General features: G+C 43.9%; 25 protein-coding genes. 16 read left to right on the top strand and 9 right to left on the bottom strand.

Annotation, left to right across the window (positions count from 1 at the left end; all coding sequences use genetic code 11):
- Positions 1-90: 90 nt before the first annotated feature.
- Complete coding sequence (locus CZ794_RS11740; RefSeq protein ID WP_087041797.1) at positions 91-384, bottom strand: Bor family protein; 294 nt, start codon at positions 382-384, stop codon at positions 91-93.
- Positions 385-396: 12 nt separating this feature from the next.
- Positions 397-696, bottom strand: coding sequence for a Bor/Iss family lipoprotein (locus CZ794_RS11735; protein WP_087041796.1), 300 nt, complete (start codon positions 694-696; stop codon positions 397-399).
- Between the two features lie 633 nt (positions 697-1,329).
- Here CZ794_RS11735 and CZ794_RS11730 point away from each other — a divergent pair.
- Entirely contained in the window at positions 1,330-1,692 is a 363-nt protein-coding gene (locus CZ794_RS11730; protein ID WP_087041795.1) for a septal ring lytic transglycosylase RlpA family protein, read from the top strand.
- A gap of 107 nt (positions 1,693-1,799) precedes the next feature.
- Here CZ794_RS11730 and CZ794_RS11725 read toward each other — a convergent pair whose 3' ends face one another.
- Positions 1,800-3,866 (bottom strand): ABC-F family ATP-binding cassette domain-containing protein, encoded by a 2,067-nt coding sequence (locus tag CZ794_RS11725; protein ID WP_087041794.1) that lies wholly within the window; start codon positions 3,864-3,866, stop codon positions 1,800-1,802.
- 449 nt (positions 3,867-4,315) lie between these two features.
- On the opposite strand from CZ794_RS11725, the gene erpA reads away from it, so the two are divergent.
- The 8 genes from erpA (at position 4,316) to CZ794_RS11685 (ending at position 12,931) form a co-directional block, all read left to right on the top strand.
- A complete protein-coding gene (gene erpA, locus CZ794_RS11720) occupies positions 4,316-4,696 on the top strand; it encodes an iron-sulfur cluster insertion protein ErpA (RefSeq protein ID WP_062843495.1) in 381 nt (126 codons plus the stop codon).
- A 331-nt stretch (positions 4,697-5,027) separates the two neighbouring features.
- Positions 5,028-6,602, top strand: a complete 1,575-nt coding sequence (gene gshA / locus CZ794_RS11715) for a glutamate--cysteine ligase (RefSeq protein WP_087041793.1) — start codon at positions 5,028-5,030, stop codon at positions 6,600-6,602.
- A gap of 56 nt (positions 6,603-6,658) precedes the next feature.
- The gene (locus tag CZ794_RS11710) at positions 6,659-7,186 is read left to right on the top strand and encodes a disulfide bond formation protein B (protein ID WP_087041792.1); all 528 of its coding nucleotides are present in this window, start codon (positions 6,659-6,661) and stop codon (positions 7,184-7,186) included.
- 472 nt (positions 7,187-7,658) lie between these two features.
- Entirely contained in the window at positions 7,659-8,303 is a 645-nt protein-coding gene (locus CZ794_RS11705) for a copper resistance protein NlpE N-terminal domain-containing protein (protein WP_087041791.1), read from the top strand.
- A gap of 435 nt (positions 8,304-8,738) precedes the next feature.
- On the top strand, positions 8,739-10,223 hold the full coding sequence (gene mpl, locus CZ794_RS11700) for a UDP-N-acetylmuramate:L-alanyl-gamma-D-glutamyl-meso-diaminopimelate ligase (protein ID WP_087041790.1): 1,485 nt from the start codon (positions 8,739-8,741) through the stop codon (positions 10,221-10,223).
- A gap of 351 nt (positions 10,224-10,574) precedes the next feature.
- The gene (locus tag CZ794_RS11695) at positions 10,575-10,829 is read left to right on the top strand and encodes a GlsB/YeaQ/YmgE family stress response membrane protein (protein ID WP_087041789.1); all 255 of its coding nucleotides are present in this window, start codon (positions 10,575-10,577) and stop codon (positions 10,827-10,829) included.
- 219 nt (positions 10,830-11,048) lie between these two features.
- Positions 11,049-11,603, top strand: coding sequence for a peptide deformylase (gene def / locus CZ794_RS11690; RefSeq protein WP_087041788.1), 555 nt, complete (start codon positions 11,049-11,051; stop codon positions 11,601-11,603).
- A gap of 152 nt (positions 11,604-11,755) precedes the next feature.
- On the top strand, positions 11,756-12,931 hold the full coding sequence (locus tag CZ794_RS11685; RefSeq protein ID WP_087042179.1) for a type III PLP-dependent enzyme: 1,176 nt from the start codon (positions 11,756-11,758) through the stop codon (positions 12,929-12,931).
- A gap of 250 nt (positions 12,932-13,181) precedes the next feature.
- On the opposite strand, the gene CZ794_RS11680 is transcribed toward CZ794_RS11685, so the two are convergent.
- From CZ794_RS11680 to dnaJ, 3 genes are all read right to left on the bottom strand, one after another.
- Positions 13,182-14,051, bottom strand: a complete 870-nt coding sequence (locus CZ794_RS11680; RefSeq protein ID WP_179207307.1) for a hypothetical protein — start codon at positions 14,049-14,051, stop codon at positions 13,182-13,184.
- A gap of 48 nt (positions 14,052-14,099) precedes the next feature.
- Positions 14,100-14,930: a 4-hydroxy-tetrahydrodipicolinate reductase gene (gene dapB / locus CZ794_RS11675; protein ID WP_087041787.1), complete on the bottom strand. Its 831-nt coding sequence runs from the start codon at positions 14,928-14,930 to the stop codon at positions 14,100-14,102.
- 185 nt (positions 14,931-15,115) lie between these two features.
- Positions 15,116-16,249 carry a molecular chaperone DnaJ gene (gene dnaJ, locus CZ794_RS11670; RefSeq protein ID WP_087041786.1) on the bottom strand — a complete coding sequence of 378 codons (1,134 nt, stop codon included), beginning with the start codon at positions 16,247-16,249 and terminating at the stop codon, positions 15,116-15,118.
- Between the two features lie 425 nt (positions 16,250-16,674).
- Here dnaJ and CZ794_RS11665 point away from each other — a divergent pair, with 425 nt between their 5' ends.
- A complete protein-coding gene (locus CZ794_RS11665) occupies positions 16,675-17,325 on the top strand; it encodes a DUF2939 domain-containing protein (protein ID WP_087041785.1) in 651 nt (216 codons plus the stop codon).
- Between the two features lie 139 nt (positions 17,326-17,464).
- Here CZ794_RS11665 and CZ794_RS11660 read toward each other — a convergent pair whose 3' ends face one another.
- Positions 17,465-18,529 carry a disulfide isomerase DsbC N-terminal domain-containing protein gene (locus tag CZ794_RS11660; RefSeq protein ID WP_087041784.1) on the bottom strand — a complete coding sequence of 355 codons (1,065 nt, stop codon included), beginning with the start codon at positions 18,527-18,529 and terminating at the stop codon, positions 17,465-17,467.
- A 353-nt stretch (positions 18,530-18,882) separates the two neighbouring features.
- Positions 18,883-19,587, bottom strand: a complete 705-nt coding sequence (locus CZ794_RS11655) for a pseudouridine synthase (protein ID WP_062845775.1) — start codon at positions 19,585-19,587, stop codon at positions 18,883-18,885.
- Between the two features lie 196 nt (positions 19,588-19,783).
- Between CZ794_RS11655 and CZ794_RS11650 the strand changes: the two genes are divergently transcribed.
- The 5 genes from CZ794_RS11650 to CZ794_RS11630 all read left to right on the top strand — a co-directional run bounded on the left by CZ794_RS11650 (position 19,784) and on the right by CZ794_RS11630 (position 23,559).
- Complete coding sequence (locus tag CZ794_RS11650) at positions 19,784-20,386, top strand: YigZ family protein (RefSeq protein WP_087041783.1); 603 nt, start codon at positions 19,784-19,786, stop codon at positions 20,384-20,386.
- Between the two features lie 337 nt (positions 20,387-20,723).
- A complete protein-coding gene (locus CZ794_RS11645; protein ID WP_087041782.1) occupies positions 20,724-21,773 on the top strand; it encodes a YheT family hydrolase in 1,050 nt (349 codons plus the stop codon).
- A 74-nt stretch (positions 21,774-21,847) separates the two neighbouring features.
- Positions 21,848-22,390: an acyl-CoA thioesterase gene (locus tag CZ794_RS11640; protein ID WP_087041781.1), complete on the top strand. Its 543-nt coding sequence runs from the start codon at positions 21,848-21,850 to the stop codon at positions 22,388-22,390.
- A 182-nt stretch (positions 22,391-22,572) separates the two neighbouring features.
- On the top strand, positions 22,573-22,950 hold the full coding sequence (locus CZ794_RS11635; RefSeq protein WP_087041780.1) for a DsrE family protein: 378 nt from the start codon (positions 22,573-22,575) through the stop codon (positions 22,948-22,950).
- A 231-nt stretch (positions 22,951-23,181) separates the two neighbouring features.
- Entirely contained in the window at positions 23,182-23,559 is a 378-nt protein-coding gene (locus CZ794_RS11630; RefSeq protein WP_087041779.1) for a VOC family protein, read from the top strand.
- A gap of 99 nt (positions 23,560-23,658) precedes the next feature.
- Here the strand turns inward: CZ794_RS11630 and CZ794_RS11625 are convergent, their stop codons facing one another.
- On the bottom strand, positions 23,659-24,567 hold the full coding sequence (locus tag CZ794_RS11625; protein WP_179207305.1) for an abortive infection family protein: 909 nt from the start codon (positions 24,565-24,567) through the stop codon (positions 23,659-23,661).
- A gap of 216 nt (positions 24,568-24,783) precedes the next feature.
- On the opposite strand from CZ794_RS11625, the gene CZ794_RS11620 reads away from it, so the two are divergent.
- A complete protein-coding gene (locus CZ794_RS11620; protein WP_087041777.1) occupies positions 24,784-25,830 on the top strand; it encodes a nitronate monooxygenase family protein in 1,047 nt (348 codons plus the stop codon).
- Position 25,831: the final 1 nt, after the last annotated feature.

Genomic DNA, 25,831 nt, shown 5'->3' with positions numbered 1-25,831 from the left:
ACTCAAAAAAAAGAGCAAACAGTAACTGTTCACTCTTTTTTTGTTCATACTTATTATTGACTGCCTTTTAGGCGGACGTATAAATATTACTTATTTACAGAAAACCTTAGCAGTACGAGGCGTATAGATACCGAACGTTACCACACCTAAAGCAACATCTGTAGGGGATTGAATGGTTTGTACTTTGGCCACATTTGCCGCGCCGCCGCAAACTTCAGCCGCATTCACAGATTGTGTTTGTCCAATACCTGATATAAAGAAAGACTGTGATTTAGCGTATGTTGGTGTCACTTGTTGAGTTGGCTGAATAAGAGCCGTCTGCGTGGCACAACCTGATGCCAACAATACCGAACCCATTAGTGCCATGGTCATTAGTTTTTTCATAATAGTATTTCCTTACTTGCAATAAACACGGGTTTGGCGAGGGGTATAGATGCCGTAAGAGACAATGCCCAATACAATATTGACAAAGTTACTTTGAGTTTGAATACTACCAACATTCTCTTTGCCTTCGCATACTTGGGCTGCATCAATTTCCTGCTCCTGACCCAAACCACTGACAAAAAATGTCTGCATCTTACTAGCATCGGCCTCAACAGCCGTACTTGGTGCCGCTGGTGACGAAACAAGATAGTTCTGCGTCGCGCATCCTGAAGTCAAAATGGCCAATAATGCCACTGCAACAGCTTTCTTCATATTTGATTCCAATAGTTAATATTTGTTCGGAGAAAAATACTAACCGTAAAGCATCTATAAAGCAACATATTTGTAATGAAAATTATATAAATATATATGAATTGTAAATTTTCGTTGCTATTTTTAAGTACGCAATGAGCTAAGATTTCTATCTAATTATGATTCCTACCTAATTATGGTTTTTACGTAATAAAGTAGGCGCACTGACTTTCTAAGCTACTTCCTATAGTCAACTTTACACTCTATCTAGCCCATTTTTTTCAAATTAATAGCTTTTACTTGGAGATCACTACTATTTTTTCTTAAATGTTACTAGTAGCTTTTTGGACACACACGGTTATGAGAATAAAAAATATGCTTTCCTAATCCGTTTTGGTGAGCATTTTTGTAGTCTCGCTTATAAGAATCAATGCTTCACAGAATATTATGCAGATTTATAACGTGTCTATTTATGGTTAAAAACACTTTTTTCTCTTAAAAAACAAACATTTGCCTTTGAAAGTTCTCCTACATCACAGTAAGAATATAACAAGTTCTTCCTTGTAGAATACGTCGATTATTTATACTCATAGGGGGTATGGATAACATAGGCAGATATTTCTGTCTATTTCGTTCATAGAAAAAAGGTATTAAATGTCTTATTTAATTAAGTCTCTGGTTGTGACGTTGTCAATATTGCTGAGTACCACGGTGTTCGCTGCTAACACAAGTTATTACGGTAGTAAGTTTCATGGTAAACGTACCGCAAGTGGTAGTATCTTCAATATGAACTCTCTCACCGCGGCACACAAAACCCTGCCGTTCGGGACAAAAGTACAAGTAACCAACCAAAAGACAAAAGAAAGTGTCGTGGTCAAAATCACAGACCGAGGCCCTTATATTAGAGGCCGCATTCTTGATTTATCGAAAGCTGCTGCCAGTCAGATAGATTGCCAGTTATGTACCACGACGATGAAGATCCTCTCTTATGGAGATGGTAAATACCGTAAAGAATAAAGAATGATGTAATAAAAAAGGGAAGGCCTATGCCTTCCCTTTTTTACGATTGGGTTTTAAACAGATCATTGCCTAATAAATCATTAAAAATCTCTATATTGAACGATTTACTCAAAGCTGGCTTCCATCTCTTCTAATGTCGTCATGGATTGTAATAGCTGCTCTTCATTGTCATTATGCTGCTGCTGTAATGCCGTTTGCTCATTCAATAAAACCATCAAATCAGATTTGCGACTGTCTTCATAAAGACTGGTGTCAGCCAGTTTGTCTTCAAGCGCGCTCAGTTTTTCATTGATTTTAGCCAGTGTTTTTTCGGTGTTTTCAATGTCACGGCGCACAGGCGCGGTCAGTTTGCGTTGTTCTGCGGCCAGTTTACGCTGTTCTTCTTTGCTCAGTGTCGATTGAGTAGAAGCTTTATTGTGCGAGACTGTGCTATTAGCAACTGAGCCTGCGCTTTTTTGGGTTGTTAAATCAGAAGCAGCTTGATGTTCAGATGCGGTATTCTTTGTTTCACGTGAAACAAACTTCTTGCTGTCTTTTTTGTTCTTTTTCTTGCCAGTATTTTTGTCTTGCGCATTTTCTTGCTTACGCTTTTCAGCAAGCCATTTACCATAGTCACTGATGTCGCCCTCGAACTCATCAATCTGACCATCATGCACCAAAAACAACTCATCACAGACGTTGGCAATCAGCTCACGGTCATGCGACACGAGTACTACTGCTCCTTGAAAGCCTTGCAGTGCAATGGTCAAGGCTTGGCGCATTTGCAAATCTAAATGGTTGGTTGGCTCATCAAGGACAAGGACGTTTGGACGTTGCCAGACAATCAATGCTAAAGTCAGACGCGCACGCTCGCCACCCGAGAATAGCTCACTTGGGGTATCAATGCGATCACCGCGAAAATCAAAACTGCCTAAGAAAGAGCGCAGCTCGGCATCTGAGGTCTTGCCTGCCAATCGGCGCATCATTTGTAATGGCGTTGCAGTGGCATCTAGCACGTCCATTTGGTGCTGGTTAAAGTAGCCAAGTTTGAGGGTATCAGATGCACGGTAAGTGCCTGACAGCACGCCAAGCTCACCCACTAAGGCTTTAATCAGCGTCGATTTACCCGCGCCATTCATCCCAAGCAAACCAAGACGCGTATCGGGCGTGACTTGTACATTGGCATTATGCAATAGTGGCGTATCGCTATAACCGATGTCTGCCTGAGTCAGCTCAATCAGTGGCGAGCTCATATTGGCAGGCTCATAAAACCGAAACGAGAAAGGATTGTCTGCCATCATCGGTGACAGCTCTGCCATACGCTCAAGCTGTTTGATACGGCTCTGCGCTTGTTTGGCTTTACTGGCCTTGGCACGAAAGCGACGAATAAAGTCATCCAAATGCGCTTTGGTCGCTTGCTGCTTTTCAAACGCTTGCTGCTGCTGCGCCATACGCTCATGACGCGTACGAATAAACTGCTGATAATTACCGGTATAAAGGGTGATTTTTTGTTGTTCAACATGCAAGATATGACCAACTGTCGCATCCAAGAAGGCTTGGTCATGCGAGATAACAATGACCAACCCTGTGTACGCGTTAATCCAGGTTTCAAGCCACAAGATCGCATCCAAATCCAAATGGTTGGTTGGCTCATCGAGCAGCATCAAATCGGCTCGGCTCATCAAGGTTTTGGCAAGGTTTAAGCGCATGCGCCAACCACCCGAAAACCCTTCTACTGGCAGCTCATGCTGACTGGTATTAAAGCCAAGACCCGCCATGATTTGCGCTGCCTTGGTTGGCGTACGATAGCCATCAATCTCATCAAATTGCTGATGTAAGACACCAATCTGCTCATCGCTCACGCTACTTAAGTCATTTAAAGCTGCATTAATCTCATACCACTGTTCATCACCACTGAGCACATAATCAATCGCGGTCTGGGTGCTCGCCCCCACTTCTTGCGCCATGTGTGCCACATGCCAGCTATCTGGAATACTGACTTCTCCCCTATCGAGTGTGACTTCGGTCTCGCCCTTGCCCATCTGTGTCAACAACAAAGCAAACAACGTAGATTTGCCTGTGCCGTTATTGCCCGTTAAGCCAACTTTGTGGCCCGGATGTAGCTGGAAGCTTGCACCTGCAAACAATTCACGACCATCACGGCGAACACCAACGTCTTTAAATTCGATCATATAATTTCTTCATCTCAACAGTAATATAAAATATGGGCAAGCAGAAAAACACACATCTGGCATGTTAATGGCGGCTATTATTTCAAACGCTTGACGCATAGGCAAATGATTAAATAACTATTTCAAAACTAAGTGTTTATTTGATGAATAATTGATGGGCGTTATCACAAATAATGGCGCAATAAGTGACTTCTGCCAGAGCAGTAAATTTGGTTGATCGTCGCACGCTTGACAAACGAATCCTTATCCCCATTATGATATACTGCTACCAGATGAGCGTCAGCAATCCACAAAATTGTGGCCATGGCACTTAATAGCATAGCCGACAGCACCGCCCTAATGACAGCACCCAATCGAATCAAACGCCGTACGTATCTTTATTTGCAACCTATATATAGCAAACCCAAACAGGACGACGAAAGCATTTGATCCTAGCAACTGAGGTAGATATGAACGAATCAGCCAACCAATTTAACCCAAGCGCCAGCCAGCCTGTAGATCCAACCGTATTAAGACTCACCGATAGCGCCGCACAAAAAGTACGTCGCCTACGTGAAGAAGAAGGCGATAGCGACCTTATGCTGCGTGTCTATGTGACAGGCGGTGGTTGTTCAGGTTTTTCTTACGGCTTTAATTTCGCCAATGACTTAAACGAAGACGATGCCAATTTTGATAATGGCGATGTGACGCTGGTCGTGGACTCGCTTAGTTATCAGTACTTACAAGGTTCTACCGTTGATTACACGGAAGGGTTAGAAGGGGCGCGCTTTATAGTGACCAACCCTAATGCCACCACCACTTGTGGCTGTGGCTCGTCATTCTCTATTTAAGGTATCTACCTATTTCTTATCAAGATGCCTTAGTGGTTCGCTGGCGCTATGATATATAGCTTTATACAGCGCCTTCATAGCATCTATCTATTGGGTAGATGCTTTTTTTATCGATTTTATATCGTCTAGCAGAAACGTTATTGACGCCAAACAGCTGCCAAAAGATAGGCAGACGTGCCTTTGCAAAGCTTATCGTATTTGTAATTGCTCGTGGTTTTCAAAGCAGCTTTGAGCTAAACTGACGGAATTCTAAATCCAATATTTACTTCTTTTATGGTCAAACGCCAGTCGTGTTTTGATTCGCCATAATAAATAACAATAGATGACTATTATGAGTAATTCAGCGAGTAGCTTTGTCAGCTTTGACATTCCCAACTGGTTTGACAGCACACATTTAACAGGTATGCTGCGTGGTATCGAAAAAGAAGGCCTGCGCGTGAGGCCTGATGGTTTTTTGTCTCAAACCCCGCATCCTACCAAACTTGGATCAAAACTCACCCATCCTTTTATCACCACAGATTATTCAGAAAGCTTACTTGAGCTCATTACTGATCCCAAAACGTCTCCAAAAGAAACCCTAAACATGCTTCGTCAGCTGCATGTGTTGGTCTATCAAGGCATACCAGAAGGCGAGCTCATGTGGCCGCTCTCAATGCCATGTATGCTGTCATCTGATGATGAAGACATTCCATTGGCGGATTATGGCAGCTCAAATACGGGCAAGCTGAAAACCTTATATCGCAGTGGTCTTGGTATCCGTTATGGTCGCCGCATGCAGACGATTGCAGGTTTGCATTATAACCTGTCTTTTGGTGACGAGTTGTTTGAAGCTTGGCAAGCACAAACCCCTGCTACGCAAAGCCAGACGCTGACAGAATTTAAAAATGAAAAATACCTAGGTCTTATTCGTAACTTTAAGCGTTTAACCAGCCTTGTTCTTTATTTATTGGGTGCCAGCCCAAGCGTTTGTCCTTGTTTTATAGCGGGCCGTGAGCATGATTTAGAATTGCTCAATGAGTCAACTTACTACAAGCCTACGGCAACCAGTCTGCGCATGGGCAAGCTTGGCTATACCAATAGCGTGCAAGAGCATCTTGATATCCGCTATAACTATTTGCCAGAATATGTTGAGGGACTGCGCCGTGCCATTCAAACCCCGCACGAAAGCTTTGAGAAGCTGGGTCTAGAAGATGCGGATGGCAATCCCATTCAGATCAATAATCATATTCTACAAATAGAAAACGAATACTATAGTCCTATTCGTCCCAAACAAGTCACATTGAGCGGTGAGACGCCAACCGAAGCGCTTGAGCGTCGCGGTATTGCCTATGTTGAGTTTCGTGCCATTGACCTTGATCCATATAGCGATGTTGGTATTCGTCTTTCAAGCGCTTGCTTCTTAGAAGTGATGGCCTTGTACTGCCTACTTAGTGATTCGCCTGATCTATTGCCAGAAGAAGAAGAGACGCTGGCCATCAACCTTGAGCGCGTGGTGAATGAAGGTCGCCGTGAAGGTCTGCATATCTTAGACAATGGTGAAGAGCAGTTGCTTGAGAGCTGGATGCTGACCCATCTAGAGCGTATGCAACCATTAGCAGCCTTATTAGATGCTCATTATGGTGGCAATGATTACCGCGCGGCGGTGGCTTTGATGCAAGGCAAAGCGGGACATCCTGAGTCAACCATCTCAGCACAAGTTAACTCTGATAGTAAGCGCCTAGGTAGCTTATGGCAGCTTGGTTTTACACTGGCTGAGCAGCATCGTGAGTCTTTATTACAGCAAACACTTAGCCCAAATACTCAAGCAAAGTATGAAGTACTGGCCGAAAAATCTATACTACAGCAAGCTGAGATTGAAGCCGCCGAAACACAAGACTTTATGGAATTTTTGCAGCAATATCGCTAATTCTTACTGGCTATTTATCCTTTATAGATGACTAACTTTACAAGAGTAACCTCCTGATGCTACAGCTGACCACTTACCGCAATCTACAAGTATTTCTCGTGATAATGGCCGTGATAGGTATGAGTTTTGCGCTGTTCTTTTTGCAGCGTCATTTGGGCCTAACACCCTGCCCGCTTTGTATTTTCCAACGTGTTGGTCTGATTATCATGGGCGGCTTCGCTCTGATATCGGCACTATTTAACCCAAAATCGATGGTGGTAAGATTGATATTATGGGTTGGTAGCTTAGCAGGTATTGGCTGGGCAACGATCGTCGCAGCGCGTCACGTTTGGCTCCAGCATTTGCCTGCCGATCAAGTGCCTTCATGTGGCCCTGGTTTGGATTATTGGTTAGATACTTTGCCGATTTTACAAGTATTCAGGGAAGTGTTTGCAGGCTCTGGTGAATGTGCCACGGTTGACTGGACCTTTATGGGATTGAGTATTCCTGAGCAGTCTTTGATTTTATTTGCTGTGCTATTGATTGTGCATGTGTTGATACTGTGGCGTATCTTACGCCCTACTGTACCTAACCGCCTTGCCTAAAAGAGGGTTAGAATTCAACTTGCTTTTCCGCTATAATCCTTCATCCAAACAGGTATATGACTTGATTATTTGTCCTTGTTTGGATGAGGCGACTGTTAGGCCTATTTAACCACCTTTATAAGTTGCTTTGGTGACTGTGTAAACGGCTATATTTATCTCTTCAGCTTTTATTCATAACAAAAAGTCCACAGAGATATTCCTAACCTTTGATATCTTGATTCATTCTATTAGACTTTTTAATTGGCTGATATCATTAGATATTTATCGTTTTTAATAGGTTATTAGTGATAAATACACGATTATGGCCTTAAAAACCCAAATACTTTGTTGATGCTTTTTATCCATTTTTTTCAATGTATTTTTATAACCAAATAGCATCATTAGTCGTACTGGTGATCTATAGCTGCATTGCGTGATAAGAAGCCTTGTGTGACAACAAATATTGTTTAATAAACTGTTCTTTGGGGTGACCATGATATATTCTGCGCCTACCTGCGCAACGATGCTTACTGTAGCCAAACGTGTTGGCCGCTCTCTACTTGTGCTACCACTTTGTGTTGCGCTGATTGGTTGTGATAGTGCCTCTTCTAATGATGACAAAAGCTTAGCAAATCAGCTTGCCTCTTCTGACAACGTAGCCCAAGCTGACTCAGAAAATCTGACCCAAAATTTGCAAGATGGTAGCCTTCTTCAGTCTAATGACGGACTGAATGACGCCTCAGAAGGCCAGTCCTTAATCGCAGCTGCGCAATCAAGTAGTGACGCCAACCCCACCCAATCCCTTATGGGAGCAGAGTCAAGTAATCGCAATAACACCTTACAGGCCACGCTAATGGGCGATTATGGTGGTATGGTGCCTTGTGATGCTTGTAGTAGCATCGATGTCACCTTGAATCTGTTCGCTGATGGCTCAGTATCAAAAACCAGTATCTATAATAATCCTGACAGCCCGCGTGCACCTTTACTTGAATCGGGTGTGTATCGCCAAGACAACAACACCATTACCATCGTTTATGAAGATAAAAAGATTGAAAGCTATGACATTCAAGACAATCATCTAATCTTGATGCATGCGGACAAAACCCCGAATAATGACTATATTTTGTCGCGTCAATAATCATGCTGTAGAAGGTTTTGAAGAAGTGGTATTTAAGGGAGATTATTTTTAGATAATTTATTTTTTAGGTGACCTGTTTCTTAGATAAAAATACTTTTATACAAACGCCATTACAGACCTAAAAAACAGCCTCTTTGGTTTTGAATACTACTCTCTCGTTTTTAACACTATACGCAATATGATGCAATCAATCGAATAGATGCACTGAACCACGCCTACTAGTTAGGCGTTTTTTATTGGTCATCTCATAGTGTTTACTTTACAATGAATGGCTATTTATCGCGTTGATATTTTAATCAGCCTTTGCTCTTTTTGTAGCAAGATATCATCATTGCTTACAATCGTTAGGGCGAGTATATCTGATAATGAATCTCCATTAAAATTACGGATCACTCTATCCTTTTATTCTCTTAATTTAGCTTGTACGGAACGTCTATGCATATTCATATTCTTGGTATTTGTGGTACTTTTATGGGTTCGCTGGCGCTGCTTGCGCGTGCACTTGGGCATACCGTCACAGGATCAGATGCCAATGTCTATCCGCCTATGTCCACCCAGCTTGAGAATGCAGGCGTTACGATTGAGTCAGGCTATCTGATTGAGCATTTGCAACCTGCACCAGATTTAGTCGTCGTTGGCAATGCCATGAAGCGTGGCATGGATGTCATCGAGTACATGCTGGACACAGGTCTGCGCTACACGTCAGGGCCACAATTTTTATCTGAGCAAGTACTGCAATCTCGTCATGTGATCGCGGTTGCTGGTACTCACGGCAAGACCACGACCACCACCATGCTAGCTTGGATACTGCATTATGCTGGTATTGATACAGGGTTTTTGATTGGCGGGGTTCCCTTGGTTGATACGCCTGATGCCCATCTACAACAAGTCTTTGCACACAGCAGTTATCTGGGCGCAGAAAACGACAGCGATAACTCGTCGCAGACTGGGTATTTTGTGATTGAAGCGGATGAGTACGACTCAGCCTTTTTTGATAAGCGCTCAAAGTTCGTGCACTACCGCCCGCGTACTGCCATTTTAAACAACCTTGAATTTGATCATGCTGATATCTTTGCCGATCTTAATGCCATTCAAACTCAGTTCCATCACATGGTACGCATGATTCCAAGCACAGGCAAAATCATCATGCCCGCTGCAACTATTAGCTTAGAAGACACGCTAAAAAAAGGGGTATGGACACCTATTTGGCGTACTTCGGTGCTTGATACCATTGTGACTGAGGAACCAGCAAAAGAGACTAACCTAAACAACAATAGTGACTGGCAAGCGGAGCTCATCAGTCAAGATGGTGGTCAATTTAAAATTATTTTTACGGACAATAATGAAACCGCCATCGTTGATTGGTCAATGAGCGGTATTCATAACGTCAATAATGCGTTAGTGGCAGTCGCTGCCGCCTATGATGTTGGCGTCAGCGTTGCTACTGCTTGCGCTGCATTATCTGCCTTTGCTGGTATCAAACGCCGCATGGAGCTTATCGGTGATGCTCATGATATTTTGGTATTTGATGATTTTGCTCATCACCCAACTGCCATTGCGACAACGCTGGATGGTGCCAAAAAGAAACTGGCAGGTCGACGCATCTGGGCCATTATCGAGCCGCGTAGCAACACCATGAAGATGGGTATCCATCAAGACAGCTTGGCCGAATCTGCTACCCTCGCTGACCATACTATATGGTATGAGCCGACGGGACTAGAATGGGGCTTAAAAGAGGTAATTGAAAAAGCCAATACTGCGCAAGACAATATCAATGATCAACAAGTCCTTGCAAGTATTGATGCCATCATTGAGCACATTGTCGTCCATGCACAGGCAGGCGATGCGATTGTGATCATGTCCAATGGCGGTTTTGAAGGGATACATCAGCGTCTATTGACATCATTGCGTCAGCGCTAGTAAAAATTTTAGTACGACTAAGGGATTTTTTATTCCTTTCATATACCTGTTTCTTCAATGCATAAATGAAGCGTCGCGTCATACCAGACAAGCGGCGCTTTTTTATTGTCGAACGTTAGAGCGCTTTTACTAACAGTTTTAGATGTGAGGTTCTTGTGCTATTAGCGTCTTTGCTACCTTTGTAACCTTTCATTTACTTATCCTCCCTCCATCTTAGCAAATCCCTTGATTTTCTCACATAGCTCATACACTGGTAACATTTCGCGCTTACCTTTATTTTTATACAGTCATTACAATAAACGTATCAAAACTCGCAAACTATTATAAATGACAATAAATTAGGAGAATAACATGAGCTTTATTTGGATGATTATCGTAGGTTTGGTTGCTGGTCTATTGGCACGTGCTATTAAGCCAGGCAGTGACCCTATGGGCTGGATCATGACGATTGTATTGGGTATCGTGGGTGCGATGTTAGGTGGTTTCCTTGCAGGACTCATCGGTATTGATGCAGACGGCGGCTTTACCGGTTTAATCTTCTCTGTGATCGGTGCTATTATTCTTCTGTTCTTGTATGAGATGATTGTTACCAAACGCCGTGTATAACTATATATAATAAATACTGTGTGAATAATAATAATAAACTCACCATAAACAAGCCTTGCAGATTGCAGGGCTTTTTGTTGACCTTATAAAAGTTATCGTATGGTATTTATAGGAATCTACAAGAGTATATGCGCGCGAAAGTATTGATAAGCATTACTTTTGTCCCCATTTATCTTATAATACCAACCCTATTTTATCCTTATCATTGAGGTGAGCATTATGGCATTACTCCCTATTTTAAATTATCCAGACCCACGCTTACGTACCATTGCAAAGCCTGTGAAGGAAGTGACTGCTGAAATCAAAACCTTGATCGCTGATATGATTGAGACCATGTATGATGCACAAGGCATTGGTCTGGCTGCCAGTCAAGTGGATCAGCACATTCAACTGATCGTCATGGATTTGTCGGAAGATAAAAATAGCCCGCGGGTTTTCATCAATCCTAAGGTGACCCCATTGGTAGAAGACAAACAAGCCTACGAAGAAGGATGTCTGTCTGTCCCTGACGTTTATGACAAGGTTGAGCGTCCTAATAAAGTCCGTATCGAGGCTTTGGATGAAAACGGTGACAAAATCGATGAAGAGGTCGAAGGGCTATTAGCTGTTTGTATCCAGCATGAAATGGATCACTTAAACGGTGTCATCTTCGTTGATTATTTATCCCGTCTAAAACAAACGCGCGCTCGCGATAAGGTGCGTAAAGTCATCAAAATTCGCGAAAAACATGGCGAGCAGTCTGCTGATAAGCAGCCGCAACCAACCAACTCTTGATGCATTTATCTTTTCAGCCAAATGTTGTCTGCGTACCATTTTCATCGCTTTATGACACGCTATGATAACAATGTGACGCTACACTCATGATGAGACATAAGCTTTCTTTTTTTCACGTATGTTTTTTTCATTAAAGGTTTTTTACCATGACCATGATCAAAATTGACCAATATTTTGACCCTGCCGGCTGGCAGAAATTCACCAGAGCCGCTGAAGGTCGCGAGACGCCTCTTTTGGTGGTGGATCTAAGCCGTATTAAAACAAAGTTTCATGAAATGGTGGGGTTTTTCCCGAATGCTAAAATCCACTATGCGATGAAAGCAAGCCCTGCTGTTGAAGTCATTGACCTACTTGCCAAGCTTGGTTCAAATTTTGATTGTGCATCCATCTATGAATTGGATCGCGTGCTTGATTGCGGTGTAGAAGCGTCACGTATCTCTTATGGCAATACCATTAAAAAAGCAGAACATGTCAAATACGCCTTTGAAAAAGGCATTGATCTATATGCGACCGACTCAGAAGCGGACCTAAAAAACATCGCCAAGCATGCACCTGGTTCAAAAATCTTTGTGCGTATCTTGGTGCAAGGGTCAGAGACTGCTGAATGGCCATTGTCTCGCAAATTTGGCTGTCATCCTGATATGGCGATTGAGCTGTTGATTCAAGCGCGCGAATTGGGTCTGGTGCCTTATGGTATCTCGTTCCATGTGGGCAGTCAGCAAAAAGATGTCGCGGCTTGGGATGACGCGCTTGCCAAGGTCAAATACATGTTTGACTGGATGAAAAACGAGGAAGGCATCAAGCTGCAAATGATCAATCTGGGTGGTGGTTTTCCAGCCAACTACATCAGTGAAGTCAACCCAATCAAAGTTTATGCTGAAGAAATCAATCGTTATTTGACCGATGATTATGATGCGGAAGACATGCCAGAGATCATTCTTGAGCCTGGGCGCTCATTGGTTGGCGGTTCAGGCGTCTTGGTCAGTGATGTGGTCTTGATTTCTCGTAAATCAAACACTGATTTGACGCGCTGGGTATATACGGATGTGGGCTTATTCCAAGGCTTGATTGAAACGCTTGGCGAATCTATCAAATATCCTGTCTATACGCCAAAGATGGAAACCTCAACCAGTGAAGGCACGGTTGTCTTGGCAGGCCCGACTTGTGATTCAACGGATATCATGTATGAAGAAGCAGGCTACCAGCTTCCAGAAGAGCTTGAGATCGGTGATAAAATCTTTTGGTTGACCACAGGTGCGTATACCAACTCTTACTCATCGGTTGAGTTTAATGGGTTTCCGCCTCTAGAAGTGGTATATGTTGACTAATAATTGATGAGCAATCATTGAAAAAGCGCGGCACTGTGATTGACAGTACCGCGCTTTTTTATATGCATTTATTTATGTGCTTAGCTATATCGATTACCAGCTATAATCAAAATATCTCAAAAGCGCTACGGTACTGCTGATATCAATTTTTGCAGCCTCTGTCTGCGCAGGCACAACAAGCAAGAAAATCGATATCAGCAGTGTAAGATGTATCGGTATTACTTCTCACTGACTATATAACGCTTACCTACTACTGCACCATCAAAGAAATCGGCACGCTATTATAGCTATTGGCAGCGCCGTAACTGTTAACGCTGGTTGAGCGCTGTGAAATCTCTCCAATCGTCACCCATTGGTCACGTGGCACAATGAGGGTACTGTTCAGACTTTGGCCTTGAATGCTATTACTGCTCATGCTGTGCCCATTGTAAGATGGGTTGGATCGCCCCAGTCGCTCCTCAACTTGTGACAACCTCACTTCGACTTGACCACTCGGCAGTAGCCGCGGTGTCACGCTAATGCCTTGGGTCGTTGGTAGCAATACTTGCTGCTGAATGATGATCTGCCCTGTCGGGTTAGAATACATTGTCGCCGTGGGATAGTAGCTTTGCGCCAATGACCACAACATGCTTGTCCCAATACTGGCTGCACTGCCAGACAAGGTTTGAACTTGGTACAAGCTATTACCTTGTTGCTGACGGCTGCTTTGATTCCAAACGCCCGAGCTCTGAATACCGCGATTGGTGATGATAACCTGACCTTGCCGCATGTTACCCTGAACACTGCTGTTATTTCCAACACGTACAGCGACCGTAAGCGCTTGTGGCTGACGGTCAATCTGCGTGAGTAGCTGCTGTATCATTTGATAATTGTGGGGTGTTGTTATTAGTACCAACTTATCTTGGTATACGCTGACGGTACCGCCATCAGCGCTATTATTGAGTTGTTGCCTTACTGTTGGCAGGAGCGCGGCACCGCCATAAGTGTCAATCACATAGGTTTGAGCGCTATTGGCTTGTACTGTGATTGGCAGGACGAGCAGACTCAGTGCAAACGCTGGCAAGCAGATATTTTTGGCAATATTGACCGCAAAAATAGTACTAGCCAATTTGTTCTTCATACGATTCACCTTCGTCTCCTGAAATTTTTGAGCCATCAGCAATGCGCTCTAGTCATTCAAACCCAGCACATCTTGCATATCATACTGCCCGACTACTTGCTCGGTCACCCAAGTCGCGGCACGTACAGCACCTGCGGCAAAGGTCATGCGCGCTCGTGCGCGGTGCGTAATCTCGACCACCTCACCATCAGCGATAAACATCACGGTATGATCGCCGACGATTTCACCGCCGCGTACGGCATGAATACCGATCGTACCCGCTTCACGCTCGCCCGTTTGACCTTCGCGACCGTAGATAGCGACGTCTTTTAGGTTCTGTCCACGAGCGTCTGCGACGGCTTCTGCCATCATATATGCAGTACCAGATGGCGCATCGATTTTGTGTTTGTGATGCGCTTCGATGATTTCTACATCAGCGTCATTGCCAAACGCTTTGGCGGCCATTCCTAATAGTTTTAAGGACAGATTGACGCCTGTAGAGTAGTTACCTGCGTAAACGAGCGCGATTTTTTTACTGGCCTCTGCCAATACTTGCTCTTGCTGCTGGTTAAATCCTGTCGTGCCAATGACCATCGCGACATTATGCTCGGCACAAACTTGCATGTTCTTTTCGGTGGCATCAGGCAAGCTAAAATCAATCAATACATCGATGTCATTAATCACAGCTTCTAGCTCGTCAACGATTTGCACCTCTAAACGTCCGATAGCAGCCACCTCGCCTGCATCCGCGCCGACGAGACTCGATCCTTGGCGTTCAATCGCTGCATTCAGTGTGGTCTTCACATTGTTTTGTACGGCTTCGATAAGCATACGACCCATACGACCACCTGCACCGATGACACCAACTTTGATGGCTTGTTCTTTTATTTGTTGACTCATATCTCTACCTTACATACTTTATATTTGGCGGGGTTATTTTTGGATATCATTTATCGCCAGTTTAACAAATATCGCTACTTGAGTGGTTTTTTATCCGCACAAGAAAAAGCCCAAAGGTTTCATGTGAAACCTTTGGACTTACTTTCAGTATAGCTACCTAACAACAGTCTGTCTGAGTTAAATAATCAGTCAAACAAGTCGCCGATTTTTTTGAAGAATGATTTTTTATGTGGCGACTGTTGATGCTTACTATCACCATCTAACGTATCTTGGAACTGACGTAACAGATCTTTTTGTTCACGGGTTAGGTTGACAGGGGTTTCAATGACCACACGGCAGATCAAATCACCTTTCATCGTGGTGCGTACTGGCGTCACGCCTTTACCGCGTACACGTAGCAGTTTACCACTCTGCGTACCTTCTGCGACTTTGATTTTTACTTTACCATCTAAGGTTGGGATCTCAACTTCTTTACCAAGTGCCGCATCAGTGATGCTCACAGGCACATCCATATATAAATCGGCGCCTTGACGCGTAAAGACGTTGTGCGCTTTGACGCGTACTTCGACATACAAGTCGCCATTTTGTACGCCAGCGCCGCCCGCTTCCCCTTCGCCTGCCAGACGCACGCGATCGCCATCATCGACGCCCGCTGGAATAGAGACTTCCAATGTGCGCGACTTGTCTTTAACACCATTACCATGACAGTCAGGGCAAGGGTTTTTGATTTGCTTACCAGAGCCGCCACACTGTGGGCAAGCTTGTTGAACCGCAAAAAATCCTTGCTGCATACGCACTTGGCCTTGACCATGACACATCTGACAGGTCACGACATCAGAGGCATCTTTGGCACCTTTACCATCACAAGTGTCACATGGAGCCGGCGCAGTAAAGCTGATTTCTTTTTTGCAGCCGCGCACCGCTTCTTCTAAGGTAAGCTCAATCACATAACGCAGGTCTGAACCACGGCGCGAACGTCCACCGCCGCCACGCGACTGACCGAAGATATCGCCAAAGTTACCAAAGATATCGCCAAAGATGTCTTGGAAGTTACCACCACCTGCACCGCCAAAACCGCCACCGCCCATGCCGTTTTCGAATGCAGAGTGACCCATGCGGTCATATGCTGAACGCTTTTCTTCGTCGCTCAGTACTTCATAAGCCATAGACGCTTCTTTAAATTTGTCTTCAGCATCAGGATCATCAGAGTTGCGGTCTGGATGGTATTTCATCGCCAGCTTGCGGTAGGCTCGCTTAATCTCTTTACTGTCAGCCGTTTTGCTGACACCTAATACTTCATAAAAATCGCGCTTACTCATGGGCTCTCCTATCGTCTTTACAGTCCACCGGCCAGTCGATTCATAGATATGATGCTTCTCTCTTTTATCTTTGACCCTTTATCGTCTCCAAAGGTTTCACATGAAACATAGGGGATAAAAAAGTCAATAACAAGAGAATCATGAATCTTACGAGCAAATACGGCAGGATGCTGCTTAGCCAAATCAGTTATTAAAAGTTTGCGCTATTTATGGAGATGGTATTGCCATTTATCAAGCGCTTAGATAGGGAAAGTGTGCGCTAAAACCATTCAAACCTGTCAAAAAGGTTCCATTAAGGAACGGATAAAGCTTTTCATACCTTAATTTGTATGGGCCATGCTAATATTTAGCATTATTCAAACGGTTTGATTGAGTATTTTGTTTATATTTGACTCTATTAATTTTGTGATAAGGTACCCATTTTTATGAAGAAGCTGATTGTGTTATTGATCGTGATTGCAATAGCTGTGTATGCAGGTTCGCCTTATTACAGCGCTTATCAGCTCAAAAATGCTTATGAGGATAAAGACGGCGCTACCATTGCAGCCGCCATCGATTATGACCAAGTAAAGCCCAGTATTCAGAATCAGCTGACCACGCAGTTTACTACAACCATGACCAAATACCCTTTGGTCGCAGAGCTGGGCGGTGAGCCATTAACGCAAGCGGCAAACCGTTTTATCACCGAAGCCGTCGATGGTGCCATCACGCCACAAAACGTCGAAAAGATTATTGATACTCAAGGCCAAGCCAATACCGCCACTAAAGAGTTGGCTGCTGCTTGGGCCATCGCGAGCAATCAGGTGGATTTAAAAAACCTTATTCAAAATTTAATCCTTCAGCGCGGTGATGTGAATGCTGTGGTACAAAGCCAGATGCAGCAAATCATGAAAAAACAAGCAGCAGAGCTTGAGCAACAGGCCGCCCAAGGCACAGACAGTGATAAACCAACTCTGAGCTATTGCGGTATCAATTGCTTTAATATCAGCGGTCAGGTTAAGGGGTATCCGCTGACTATCGAGATGCAGCGCCAAGGACTTATTCAATGGAAGATCGTCGATATTGTCTTGCCATAAATAAGTTAAGACCGCTTTTGATATTCAACATATTGGTAAGTTAAACAAAAAACCGCTTTATGAATCAGCTCATAAAGCGGTTTTTTATGGCGTCATTTAAGGTATTTAGTGGCAAAGAACGTAAGCGGTTCTAATATCATTATTCGATACCTAAAAATTCTAAAAACTCGGGACTCTCGAAACTTGCTTGATACAGCACACCGTCCTCACGGTAGATAGCAGGGGTTGCTATCACCGCCAGTCCAGCCGCTTTGTCACGATTGGGCGTCACGTGATCGACGTTACAGCTCGCTGATGCGGGGTTTATCTCACCTTGTAGCATCGCCTTATCGAATGCCTGCCGACGACTGCTTTCGCTACCTTGGCACCAAATACCTCGCATTTGCGCGGGCGACTGCTCGTATATTGGATAGCCAATCACGTTGACCGTCACGCCTTTGGCATTGAGCATGGGTATTTGCTGATGAAATCGACGGCAATACGGGCAGTTGACATCATCAGCCACATATATCACGGCTTTCTCGGTACTGGTAGCAGGATAGCGAATCAGCTGTTTGTTATCCAAAGTCGCCAATACCGACTGATTTTTGCGTTGCTCAAATGCGGTGTCCAGACCCACGAACTGACCATTTTCTATCACAGATATCTCACCATCGGTGATGTACTGCGCATCATCTGAGAGTAAAAAAGGTACGCCTTCTAAAGTCGCACCCCAAATCACACCTGGTACAGCAGTATAAAAAAACGGTGTTTTAGTGCTCATGTTTTTGAGTGCGCTCATGTTAGCAAGCATTGCCGATTTAACAGCTGTGCTGACTGGTTGACCTATTTGCTCACTATGACTGCGCGGCAGCGTTTTGGTCACTACCCGCTTGCTTGGGTTCTTTTGTAGCTCACCTTGAATGACGTATTTGCCGTCTTTGGTGATATGTAGCGGTGCTTGTCCTGCAAGATTCACCTGATACATATTGGGCAAGTTTGAGGGCGCGATAGAGGTAATCTGCGTTTTAATACCGGCTTGCGTGAGCACTTGGCGCAAGTGGCTATCAATGGCTTGGCTCATCGTGCCAGTGGCTTGACTATTTATCGTGTTTTGGCTGATGTTTTGACTCGTAGCCTCTTTGGGAGTGGGCTGAGCACAGGCAGTGGTTGCTACAATGAAAGTACCGATGAGAGTAGTAGAGATTAATAAAGAGCGTTTCACAGAGACAGTCCTATCTGGTTTTTCATAATGAGTATGTTTTGGTCATCAACATAGTGCTTATACCTAGCTTACAAAAAGCATATGAGCCATATATTATGCAAAAACATATATTAAAAAGAAAAATAGACTGTAGCATGTAGAAGGCGTTTACAAAGGTTTAAAAACGCGTTATTGCAAAATTGCTACCCAGCTTTAAGAGGCAGGCAACACAAGCAGACCGCAAAAATAACTAAGGAGAATCACAAGTAGAAATAGCTGACAGCAAAAAGCAGCACACGGTGTCGTGGCTGCTAATAAATTTAAACCGGTGATTTAAATAGTAGTATGAATGCGCATACTAAAGAAGTCAGAGACTAAAATTTCGCCACTTCTTCTGCGGTTAAGAAACGACTGTCGCCTTTGTCTAGACCGTCTAAGTTGATATGACCAATGCTGGCGCGATGCAGCTCGACGACTTTGTTACCAAAATAGCCCATCATACGTTTGACTTGATGATATTTGCCTTGCTCTAGCGTCAGACGCGCATGTGTCTCATCGATGAACTCAAGAATCGCAGGCTTGGTGGGTTCGTGATCGCCTTCTAACAAAATCCCTTCGGCAACCTTTTTGACCGCTTTTTCTTGGGCGTCGCTGTCCATTGCGTCTGCTAAAGTTAGCTCGTAGACCTTGGCATGCTCATGCTTCGGACTGGTCACACGGTGTAGCCAGCCGCCATCATCACTGATGAGCAGCGCGCCTGTGGTATCGACATCGAGTCGACCAGCGATGCGTAAGCTGCCCAGCTCTGGTACCGCAATCAGTTCAGTGACGATTGGATACTCTTTCGCCTTTAGCGTACATTCAAAGCCTTCAGGTTTATGCAGTAAGATATAGCGGTTACCTGTGGCGACCGATAACGGCTCGCCTGCCCACATCACATCATCATTGGCGATATCGACATGCAATCCTGGATCTTTGACGATCTGATCGTTCACTGTGATTTCGCCTGCGTGCATAATCTTTTTTGATTCTTTGCGCGACAGCTCAGTGGCCTTACTAATAAATTTATCTAGACGCATACGCTTAACTACCATCCGTTTTGGGATACCCATTCTGCCTCAAAGCCAATCTCACAAGCTTGCACATCATTCTTGTTCGCTATCTTAACTGGTCAGAAGTGGTACTATAATAAAAAATAAAATGAACACTGCGCCAAATACGGCAGACAGTGAAAGTTAGACCAGTTTACCATATCCAACCTAAGCCTGATGAAATATGAGCTATCAAACCCTAAAACGTGCTGTCACTGCGCGCCTAGAAATCAAAAAATCTGAGTTTATTGCTTACGCCTATCCTGTTACCTCACGAGAAGACGCTATGTTTCACGTGGAACAATTACGTCAGCAATACGCCGATGCCCGTCATCATTGCTGGGCTTATATCATTGGTGACCCTGATAATACGACCAGCGCTGGTTTCGACGATGATGGCGAGCCAAATGGCACCGCAGGCAAACCGATATTGAATGTCTTGCAGCATAAATCGATTGGCAATGTCATTATCATTGTGGTGCGCTACTTCGGTGGTATCAAACTGGGCGCTGGCGGTCTGACGCGCGCATATGCAGGATCGGCGCAAGCAGCTGTAGATATGATGACCCTGCTTGAGCACGTGCCATTGATACAAGTACAGATACTGGCGGAGTTTGCGACCGAAGCGCAGTGCCGTTATGTGGTTGACAGCCTTAACGGTCGTATTGATGACGTTGCTTATAGCAAGCAAGTAACATTGACTGCGACATTGGCTGAGGCGGATATCGATAACTTAAAAGAGCGACTTGCGATGGATGGTCGCGTATTGGATCAGCCAGAAGTCTAGAAAACCTGATTAACCTTTCTCATTAGCCGCTTAGATATAGTAGAACCTCAATAAAATTGATACAGCATAGGAAACGCGCTCGATTAAACGCTACTTTTCTTGCTTGCTGTGACTGCGTCTCCAGAGGCTGCGAAAAATAGCGTTTAATCTTGCTATACCATTTTTATAATGGTTTCACTATAGTTGTATTCAGTCGCCATTTATTAGCTTATCAGCCATTTTCAGTAATCATGCGTCCACTGAAAATTATTGGTTTTTACAGATACTGGCGTTATGATAAAAAAACCTTACCACGCTACCTTTTTGTTTTTCCACGATCATTAAATAAGACCAAAATATGTCAACCTCAACCAAACCTTTTTCTCCAACGCCGTTTAAACCGCCCTTTTGGCTAACCAATCCACACTTGCAAAGCATCTTGCCCAAGTTTTTTGCGCCAAAAGCACCAACCTATCGCCGCGTAGTCGAAAAAGACTCATTGGATGAAAGCGATATTGCTTACGATTTTTATGATGCGCATCCAGTAGACGCATCGAAAAACGGCGCGCTTGAGCAAACGCCATTGATTGTCTTATTCCATGGCATGGAAGGCAGCAGCGACAGTCATTATGCGCGTGCATTGGCTTACCAGATGCACGCGCAAGGTTGGCACTTCGTGGTGGCACATTTTCGCAGTTGCGGCGGTATTCCTGCTAATGGTAGAGTTTTTTATAATGCGGGTGATACCGATGAAGTGCATCACGCGCTGCAAAATCTAAAGCAACAATACGCCAATATCTATGCGGTCGGTGTCTCTTTGGGTGGCAATGCCCTAGCAAAATACATGGGTGAATACGGTGACGAAGCGCTCTGCCAAGGCGCTACCGTCATCTCCGCTCCCGTCGATATGTCATCAGCGGCGCTTAGTATGCATAGCTTTTTAAGTCATCGAATTTATACGCCTTATTTGCTCAATCCAATTATCAAAAAAGCCTTAGCCAATGATATTACTCAAGAGGAGATTGACTCGATCAAAGCCGTCAATCGCATCAGTGACTTTGATGATATCTTTACCGCGCCGCGTCATGGCTACCGCTCTAACAATCATTACTATCAAGCCTCATCCGCCCTTCCCTATTTGATCAAAGTGACCAAGCCTTTATTACTCATCAGCGCAAAAGACGACCCGTTTATTGGCTTTACCGCGACACCGAACGATGTCTCTGATAGCGTCACGATCTTAGATACTGAGCATGGTGGACATATCGGCTACTTGCGTTATCGCTCAGATAAAGATCAAGCCAAAAACAATACTAATGTCAAATCTTCAAAATTCGATATCAACTGGATACCCGAAACGGTGAGTGCGTACTTCAATTGGATTGGGGTCGAGTCACGTAAAAAATAGGCTTAAGTACCCCTGACAATAGCTCCTAATCTAACGACTTTTAATGCTGTCCTTTAAACCTTCGAGACGACCTTATGTACCCATTTATCCGTTATGCCAGCACCATCGCTCATGCCGCCTTAAAAGCAAAAAAGGGCGATACCTTAACCCTAAAAGAAACCAGCGAGATTCAGTTTCGCTGTCGTCTGACGGATATCGATAATTTCTTGGAGATGAATAACGGTCGCGTATTCACGCTGTATGATTTGGGGCGTATGGACTTTGCGGTGCGTAGCGGACTTGGCACGCAGCTGCTAAAACAGCGCTGGGGTCTGGTCATCGCTGGCAGCACCATTCAATATCGCAAGCGTATTCGTGCCTTTGAAAAGGTCACGCTAAAGACCAAAATGGTCGGTATCGATGCGCGCTGGCTCTATATCGAGCAATCCATGTGGGTCAAAGGCAAACCTTGCTCCTCTGCGTTACTGCGTACGGGCGTGACCAAAGGTGGTCGGGTGATCGATACGGCACAAGTGCTGGCAGCATTGGGGCAGTCTGATTGGGACCTACCACCAACTGGCTACGTCGCCGAATGGATAGAGAGCGATGCTGATCGTCCATGGCCGCCAACGGAGTGATAATCAAACCGCTTAGCTTAAAATATATTTTGCTAAGCGTGCATTTAAAACAAATCACAGCCACGTAACCTTATGGCTACTATTTCATAACAACTCATTATATAAATACATATAATAAATGTTAGGATAGTAGTGAGTATGACATTCAACTCAACTAAATATAGTCTGATAAGGAGAATAATATGGCTAACACGACAGATTTTGTCGGTACGTTATTTGATAATAGTGAATCAAACCAAAGCAAAATCACTCTAGCTTTCACCATGGCTGGCGTGGCACTCAAAAAAGGCCACTCTGCCACGGTGATATTGATGGTGGATGCGGTACATCTGGCAAAACCAAATGCGCTAGACGATGTCAATATTGGCGCGCCATTTGAACCTGCTGGCGAATTGCTAGAAGCTTTTATCGAAAAAGGCGGACAAGTACTGGTCTGCGGTGCCTGCATGAAACACAATGGTTTGGAAGAAGCAGACATCGACAAACGCTTTGAGGTGATTAGCGGTGATGATGTGGTTGAGCTGTTGATGAATGCGAAAGGGTCGTTACAGTTGAATTAAGAGCAAACATTAAAAAATAAAGTTATAAAAATGGGTCAATTTTCTTAGTCATCTTTTTGGTGGCTTGGATGATTGGCTCTTTTTTTGTGTACAATAAATCAGTGCTTGAATGATTTATATCATGGTCAGTTCGAAGACAGTTATGCGACCACTGTTATCCTCATTTTGTCTTTATTTGGTTGTCACTGATCTGAACTCTATACCGCTCCTCCTAAATGAGTAAGGATACTTATGAAATTTCGATATGCGCGACACACCAATAATTTGGATACCATTATTGATTTTTATCAAAAAATTATTGGACTAGAAAAGCTGGGCGGCTTCAAAGACCATAATGGTTACGATGGTGTTTTTTTAGGATTTCCCGATCAGGATTGGCATATGGAGTTTACCTATTCCGCTGATAAAGCAAACCATCATCCTGACAGGGACGATTTGATCGTATTTTACTTAGATATCGAAGAGGAAATCAAAACCGTTATAGAGAGAGCAAAACAGGCAGATATACTACCAATCACCTCACAAAATCCTTATTGGAATGAAAACGGTATCGAGTTGACTGATCCAGACGGATTTGGCGTCATACTAACGGTAAATTCGTTGAAGTAGAGGACTAGAGTCAGTCTGTTTAGGGCATGTCATTGGAGTTTGCTGATTAGCGGTGATGATATGGTTGAGCTACTAAGTTATAAAAATGAGTCAGTTTTCTTAACTATCTTTTCTCATTTCATGCGTTTCTAGTAGATATATAGCTAAGGTAGATGATGCTCCAACTGCTAACTTAGCGTGCCTAGGTTGTAGACCTTTGAAATCACTATCTTTGCCATGACCACTACCATATTCGTTTCTAACCTCTGCAATGCCTTGGACAACAGCGGATAAACTACCTAGAATCTGTCGTATTGAACTCGCTGCTTTTGCTTCATTAGATATATTGTCAGGCGTAATTTTGAGCAGCTTAGTGGTTTCTTTCATTAATTTAGATAAGTCCCAGTTTTTATTGTATTCTTTTTGCCTACTTTTAAAGATTGATTTACAAGCAGTTTCAATCAACTCTTTCGCTACTCCTATCGCTTGATAAGGTGAAGTTTCAATTGATGATTCCATTAAGTTAATCTGCTGAGAAACGTACTCAGCGTTAAAAATAACTTTGATTTCATTACTTTTTCTTTCGATCGATGTTTTTCCTGTAAACTTCATTTTTCCACTAAAAACTGGTCTACCAGATATTTTGGTTGTTTCAACAATCTCGAACTCATCATGATACAAATTATCGTTGAGTACCTTTGTTATTCTTTCAACTTCCTTTTGATCAGTTCTTACCACTGGATGTATCATCAGACAGAGAAAGTTCAAAAGAGTGGCGTCATCGCAATTTAACAAGTTAAATCTTGCATCACTGAATACCCAATCATCCTCCCAGTCATAATTATTAATTCTGTGTTGCCATATATCACCTGCAGCATTTTCGTATCTAGGGTCTTTCGACGGCATACTTTCTAAATCATAAATTCTAGATAAAAACTCTGTTTCATCTAGCTTTCCTGCCCACCAAATTTCCTCTATTTTTAAGATATCAAATATATTGCGTCGAGTAATTTGAGATATTTTATTCATTATTTATTTCAACTTTCTTTGGCTAGACATTTAGTAATCTCAAGTATATGTATTAATAAGCTTTAACTACAGTTTTATAGTCAACTATTTTAACTACAACTTCGTAGCCAAATCCCACCCCCTTATTCAGCAACTAAATAAACACTATCCAACACGCGCACCGCCTACCTCTGCTACAGTAAGTCATGCAAATATCCTAATAAAAAGGAGCCATTCATGAGCTTACTCAATACGCTTAACCTCACCTACCCGATCATCCAAGCGCCAATGGCAGGCGGTGCCACCACTCCTGAGCTGATTGCGAGTGTCAGTAACTTTGGTGGACTGGGTTCATTGGGCGCTGGTATGACCGCGCCAGACGTTTTGGATAATCAAATCGATACGATTAAGACCCTGACCGACCGTCCTTTTATGGTCAATCTGATGGTGCTATCTGAGCAGGAGTCGAGCAACTTTGATACCGCCATGCCGACTTGGCTGAGTCAATATTACCAAGAGCAGAATATAGAATTTACACTACCCGCGCGTCCAGCACAGAGCTTTGCTGAGCAGTTACAAGTGCTCTATGACAATCCTGTACCTGTTGCCAGTTTTACTTTTGGTATTATCAGCGCCGAGCAAGTTCAGCGTCTGCAACGTGTCGGCACGCGAGTCATCGGTACGGCAAACCACCCATTGGAAGCCAAAGCATGGAGCGATATTGGTGCAGATGCGGTGTGCGCGCAAGGGGCGGAAGCAGGCGGTCATCGCGGTGGCTGGTTGCCACAAAGCGAAACCGATCCATTGGGGTTATTGACGCTGATTAGTCAAACGCGCGCGTGCACGGATATTCCGTTGATTGCCGCAGGTGGCATTATGACGGCACAGGATATCAGGGCAGTACAAGCAGCAGGAGCCGAACTTGCACAAATGGGAACAGCGTTTTTGACCACAGATAAATGCGGTATCAATAATACGTATAAACAAGCGCTCATTGATGCCAGTCAAGGGTTACGCAGTAGCGAGACGTGCTTAACACGACTGTTCTCAGGTAAGCTTGCGCGTGGTCTGTTAAACGATTATCTGCGTGATTTTGCTCAATTTGAGCGTGCGGATGCGCTACCGCCCTACCCGCAACTCAATGCCATGACCAAGTTTATGCGGGCGGATGCGACCAAGCATTTGGACGCCGAGCATCTGTCGTTATGGGCAGGACAAGGCGTCACGTTGGTCAGAGACGAAAGTACAGACGCCTTACTGACGCGATTAACAAAAGATTTGTGAG

Origin of the sequence: Psychrobacter sp. JB385 (assembly GCF_900163785.1) — a bacterium.
Taxonomy (GTDB): domain Bacteria; phylum Pseudomonadota; class Gammaproteobacteria; order Pseudomonadales; family Moraxellaceae; genus Psychrobacter.
This window is presented reverse-complemented; position numbering and strand designations above follow the sequence as displayed.

Coding starts and splice junctions, on each gene's coding strand:
- CZ794_RS11620 (WP_087041777.1), top strand. CDS start 24,784: ATGAGCTTACTCAATACGCTTAACCTCACCTACCCGATCATCCAAGCG.
- CZ794_RS11725 (WP_087041794.1), bottom strand. CDS start 3,866: ATGATCGAATTTAAAGACGTTGGTGTTCGCCGTGATGGTCGTGAATTG.
- erpA (WP_062843495.1), top strand. CDS start 4,316: ATGAACGAATCAGCCAACCAATTTAACCCAAGCGCCAGCCAGCCTGTA.
- CZ794_RS11705 (WP_087041791.1), top strand. CDS start 7,659: ATGATATATTCTGCGCCTACCTGCGCAACGATGCTTACTGTAGCCAAA.
- CZ794_RS11630 (WP_087041779.1), top strand. CDS start 23,182: ATGAAATTTCGATATGCGCGACACACCAATAATTTGGATACCATTATT.
- CZ794_RS11635 (WP_087041780.1), top strand. CDS start 22,573: ATGGCTAACACGACAGATTTTGTCGGTACGTTATTTGATAATAGTGAA.
- CZ794_RS11665 (WP_087041785.1), top strand. CDS start 16,675: ATGAAGAAGCTGATTGTGTTATTGATCGTGATTGCAATAGCTGTGTAT.
- CZ794_RS11730 (WP_087041795.1), top strand. CDS start 1,330: ATGTCTTATTTAATTAAGTCTCTGGTTGTGACGTTGTCAATATTGCTG.
- CZ794_RS11680 (WP_179207307.1), bottom strand. CDS start 14,051: ATGAAGAACAAATTGGCTAGTACTATTTTTGCGGTCAATATTGCCAAA.
- dapB (WP_087041787.1), bottom strand. CDS start 14,930: ATGAGTCAACAAATAAAAGAACAAGCCATCAAAGTTGGTGTCATCGGT.
- CZ794_RS11625 (WP_179207305.1), bottom strand. CDS start 24,567: ATGAATAAAATATCTCAAATTACTCGACGCAATATATTTGATATCTTA.
- CZ794_RS11650 (WP_087041783.1), top strand. CDS start 19,784: ATGAGCTATCAAACCCTAAAACGTGCTGTCACTGCGCGCCTAGAAATC.
- CZ794_RS11695 (WP_087041789.1), top strand. CDS start 10,575: ATGAGCTTTATTTGGATGATTATCGTAGGTTTGGTTGCTGGTCTATTG.
- CZ794_RS11735 (WP_087041796.1), bottom strand. CDS start 696: ATGAAGAAAGCTGTTGCAGTGGCATTATTGGCCATTTTGACTTCAGGA.
- mpl (WP_087041790.1), top strand. CDS start 8,739: ATGCATATTCATATTCTTGGTATTTGTGGTACTTTTATGGGTTCGCTG.
- CZ794_RS11640 (WP_087041781.1), top strand. CDS start 21,848: ATGTACCCATTTATCCGTTATGCCAGCACCATCGCTCATGCCGCCTTA.
- CZ794_RS11685 (WP_087042179.1), top strand. CDS start 11,756: ATGATCAAAATTGACCAATATTTTGACCCTGCCGGCTGGCAGAAATTC.
- CZ794_RS11710 (WP_087041792.1), top strand. CDS start 6,659: ATGCTACAGCTGACCACTTACCGCAATCTACAAGTATTTCTCGTGATA.
- CZ794_RS11655 (WP_062845775.1), bottom strand. CDS start 19,587: ATGCGTCTAGATAAATTTATTAGTAAGGCCACTGAGCTGTCGCGCAAA.
- def (WP_087041788.1), top strand. CDS start 11,049: ATGGCATTACTCCCTATTTTAAATTATCCAGACCCACGCTTACGTACC.
- dnaJ (WP_087041786.1), bottom strand. CDS start 16,249: ATGAGTAAGCGCGATTTTTATGAAGTATTAGGTGTCAGCAAAACGGCT.
- CZ794_RS11645 (WP_087041782.1), top strand. CDS start 20,724: ATGTCAACCTCAACCAAACCTTTTTCTCCAACGCCGTTTAAACCGCCC.
- CZ794_RS11740 (WP_087041797.1), bottom strand. CDS start 384: ATGAAAAAACTAATGACCATGGCACTAATGGGTTCGGTATTGTTGGCA.
- gshA (WP_087041793.1), top strand. CDS start 5,028: ATGAGTAATTCAGCGAGTAGCTTTGTCAGCTTTGACATTCCCAACTGG.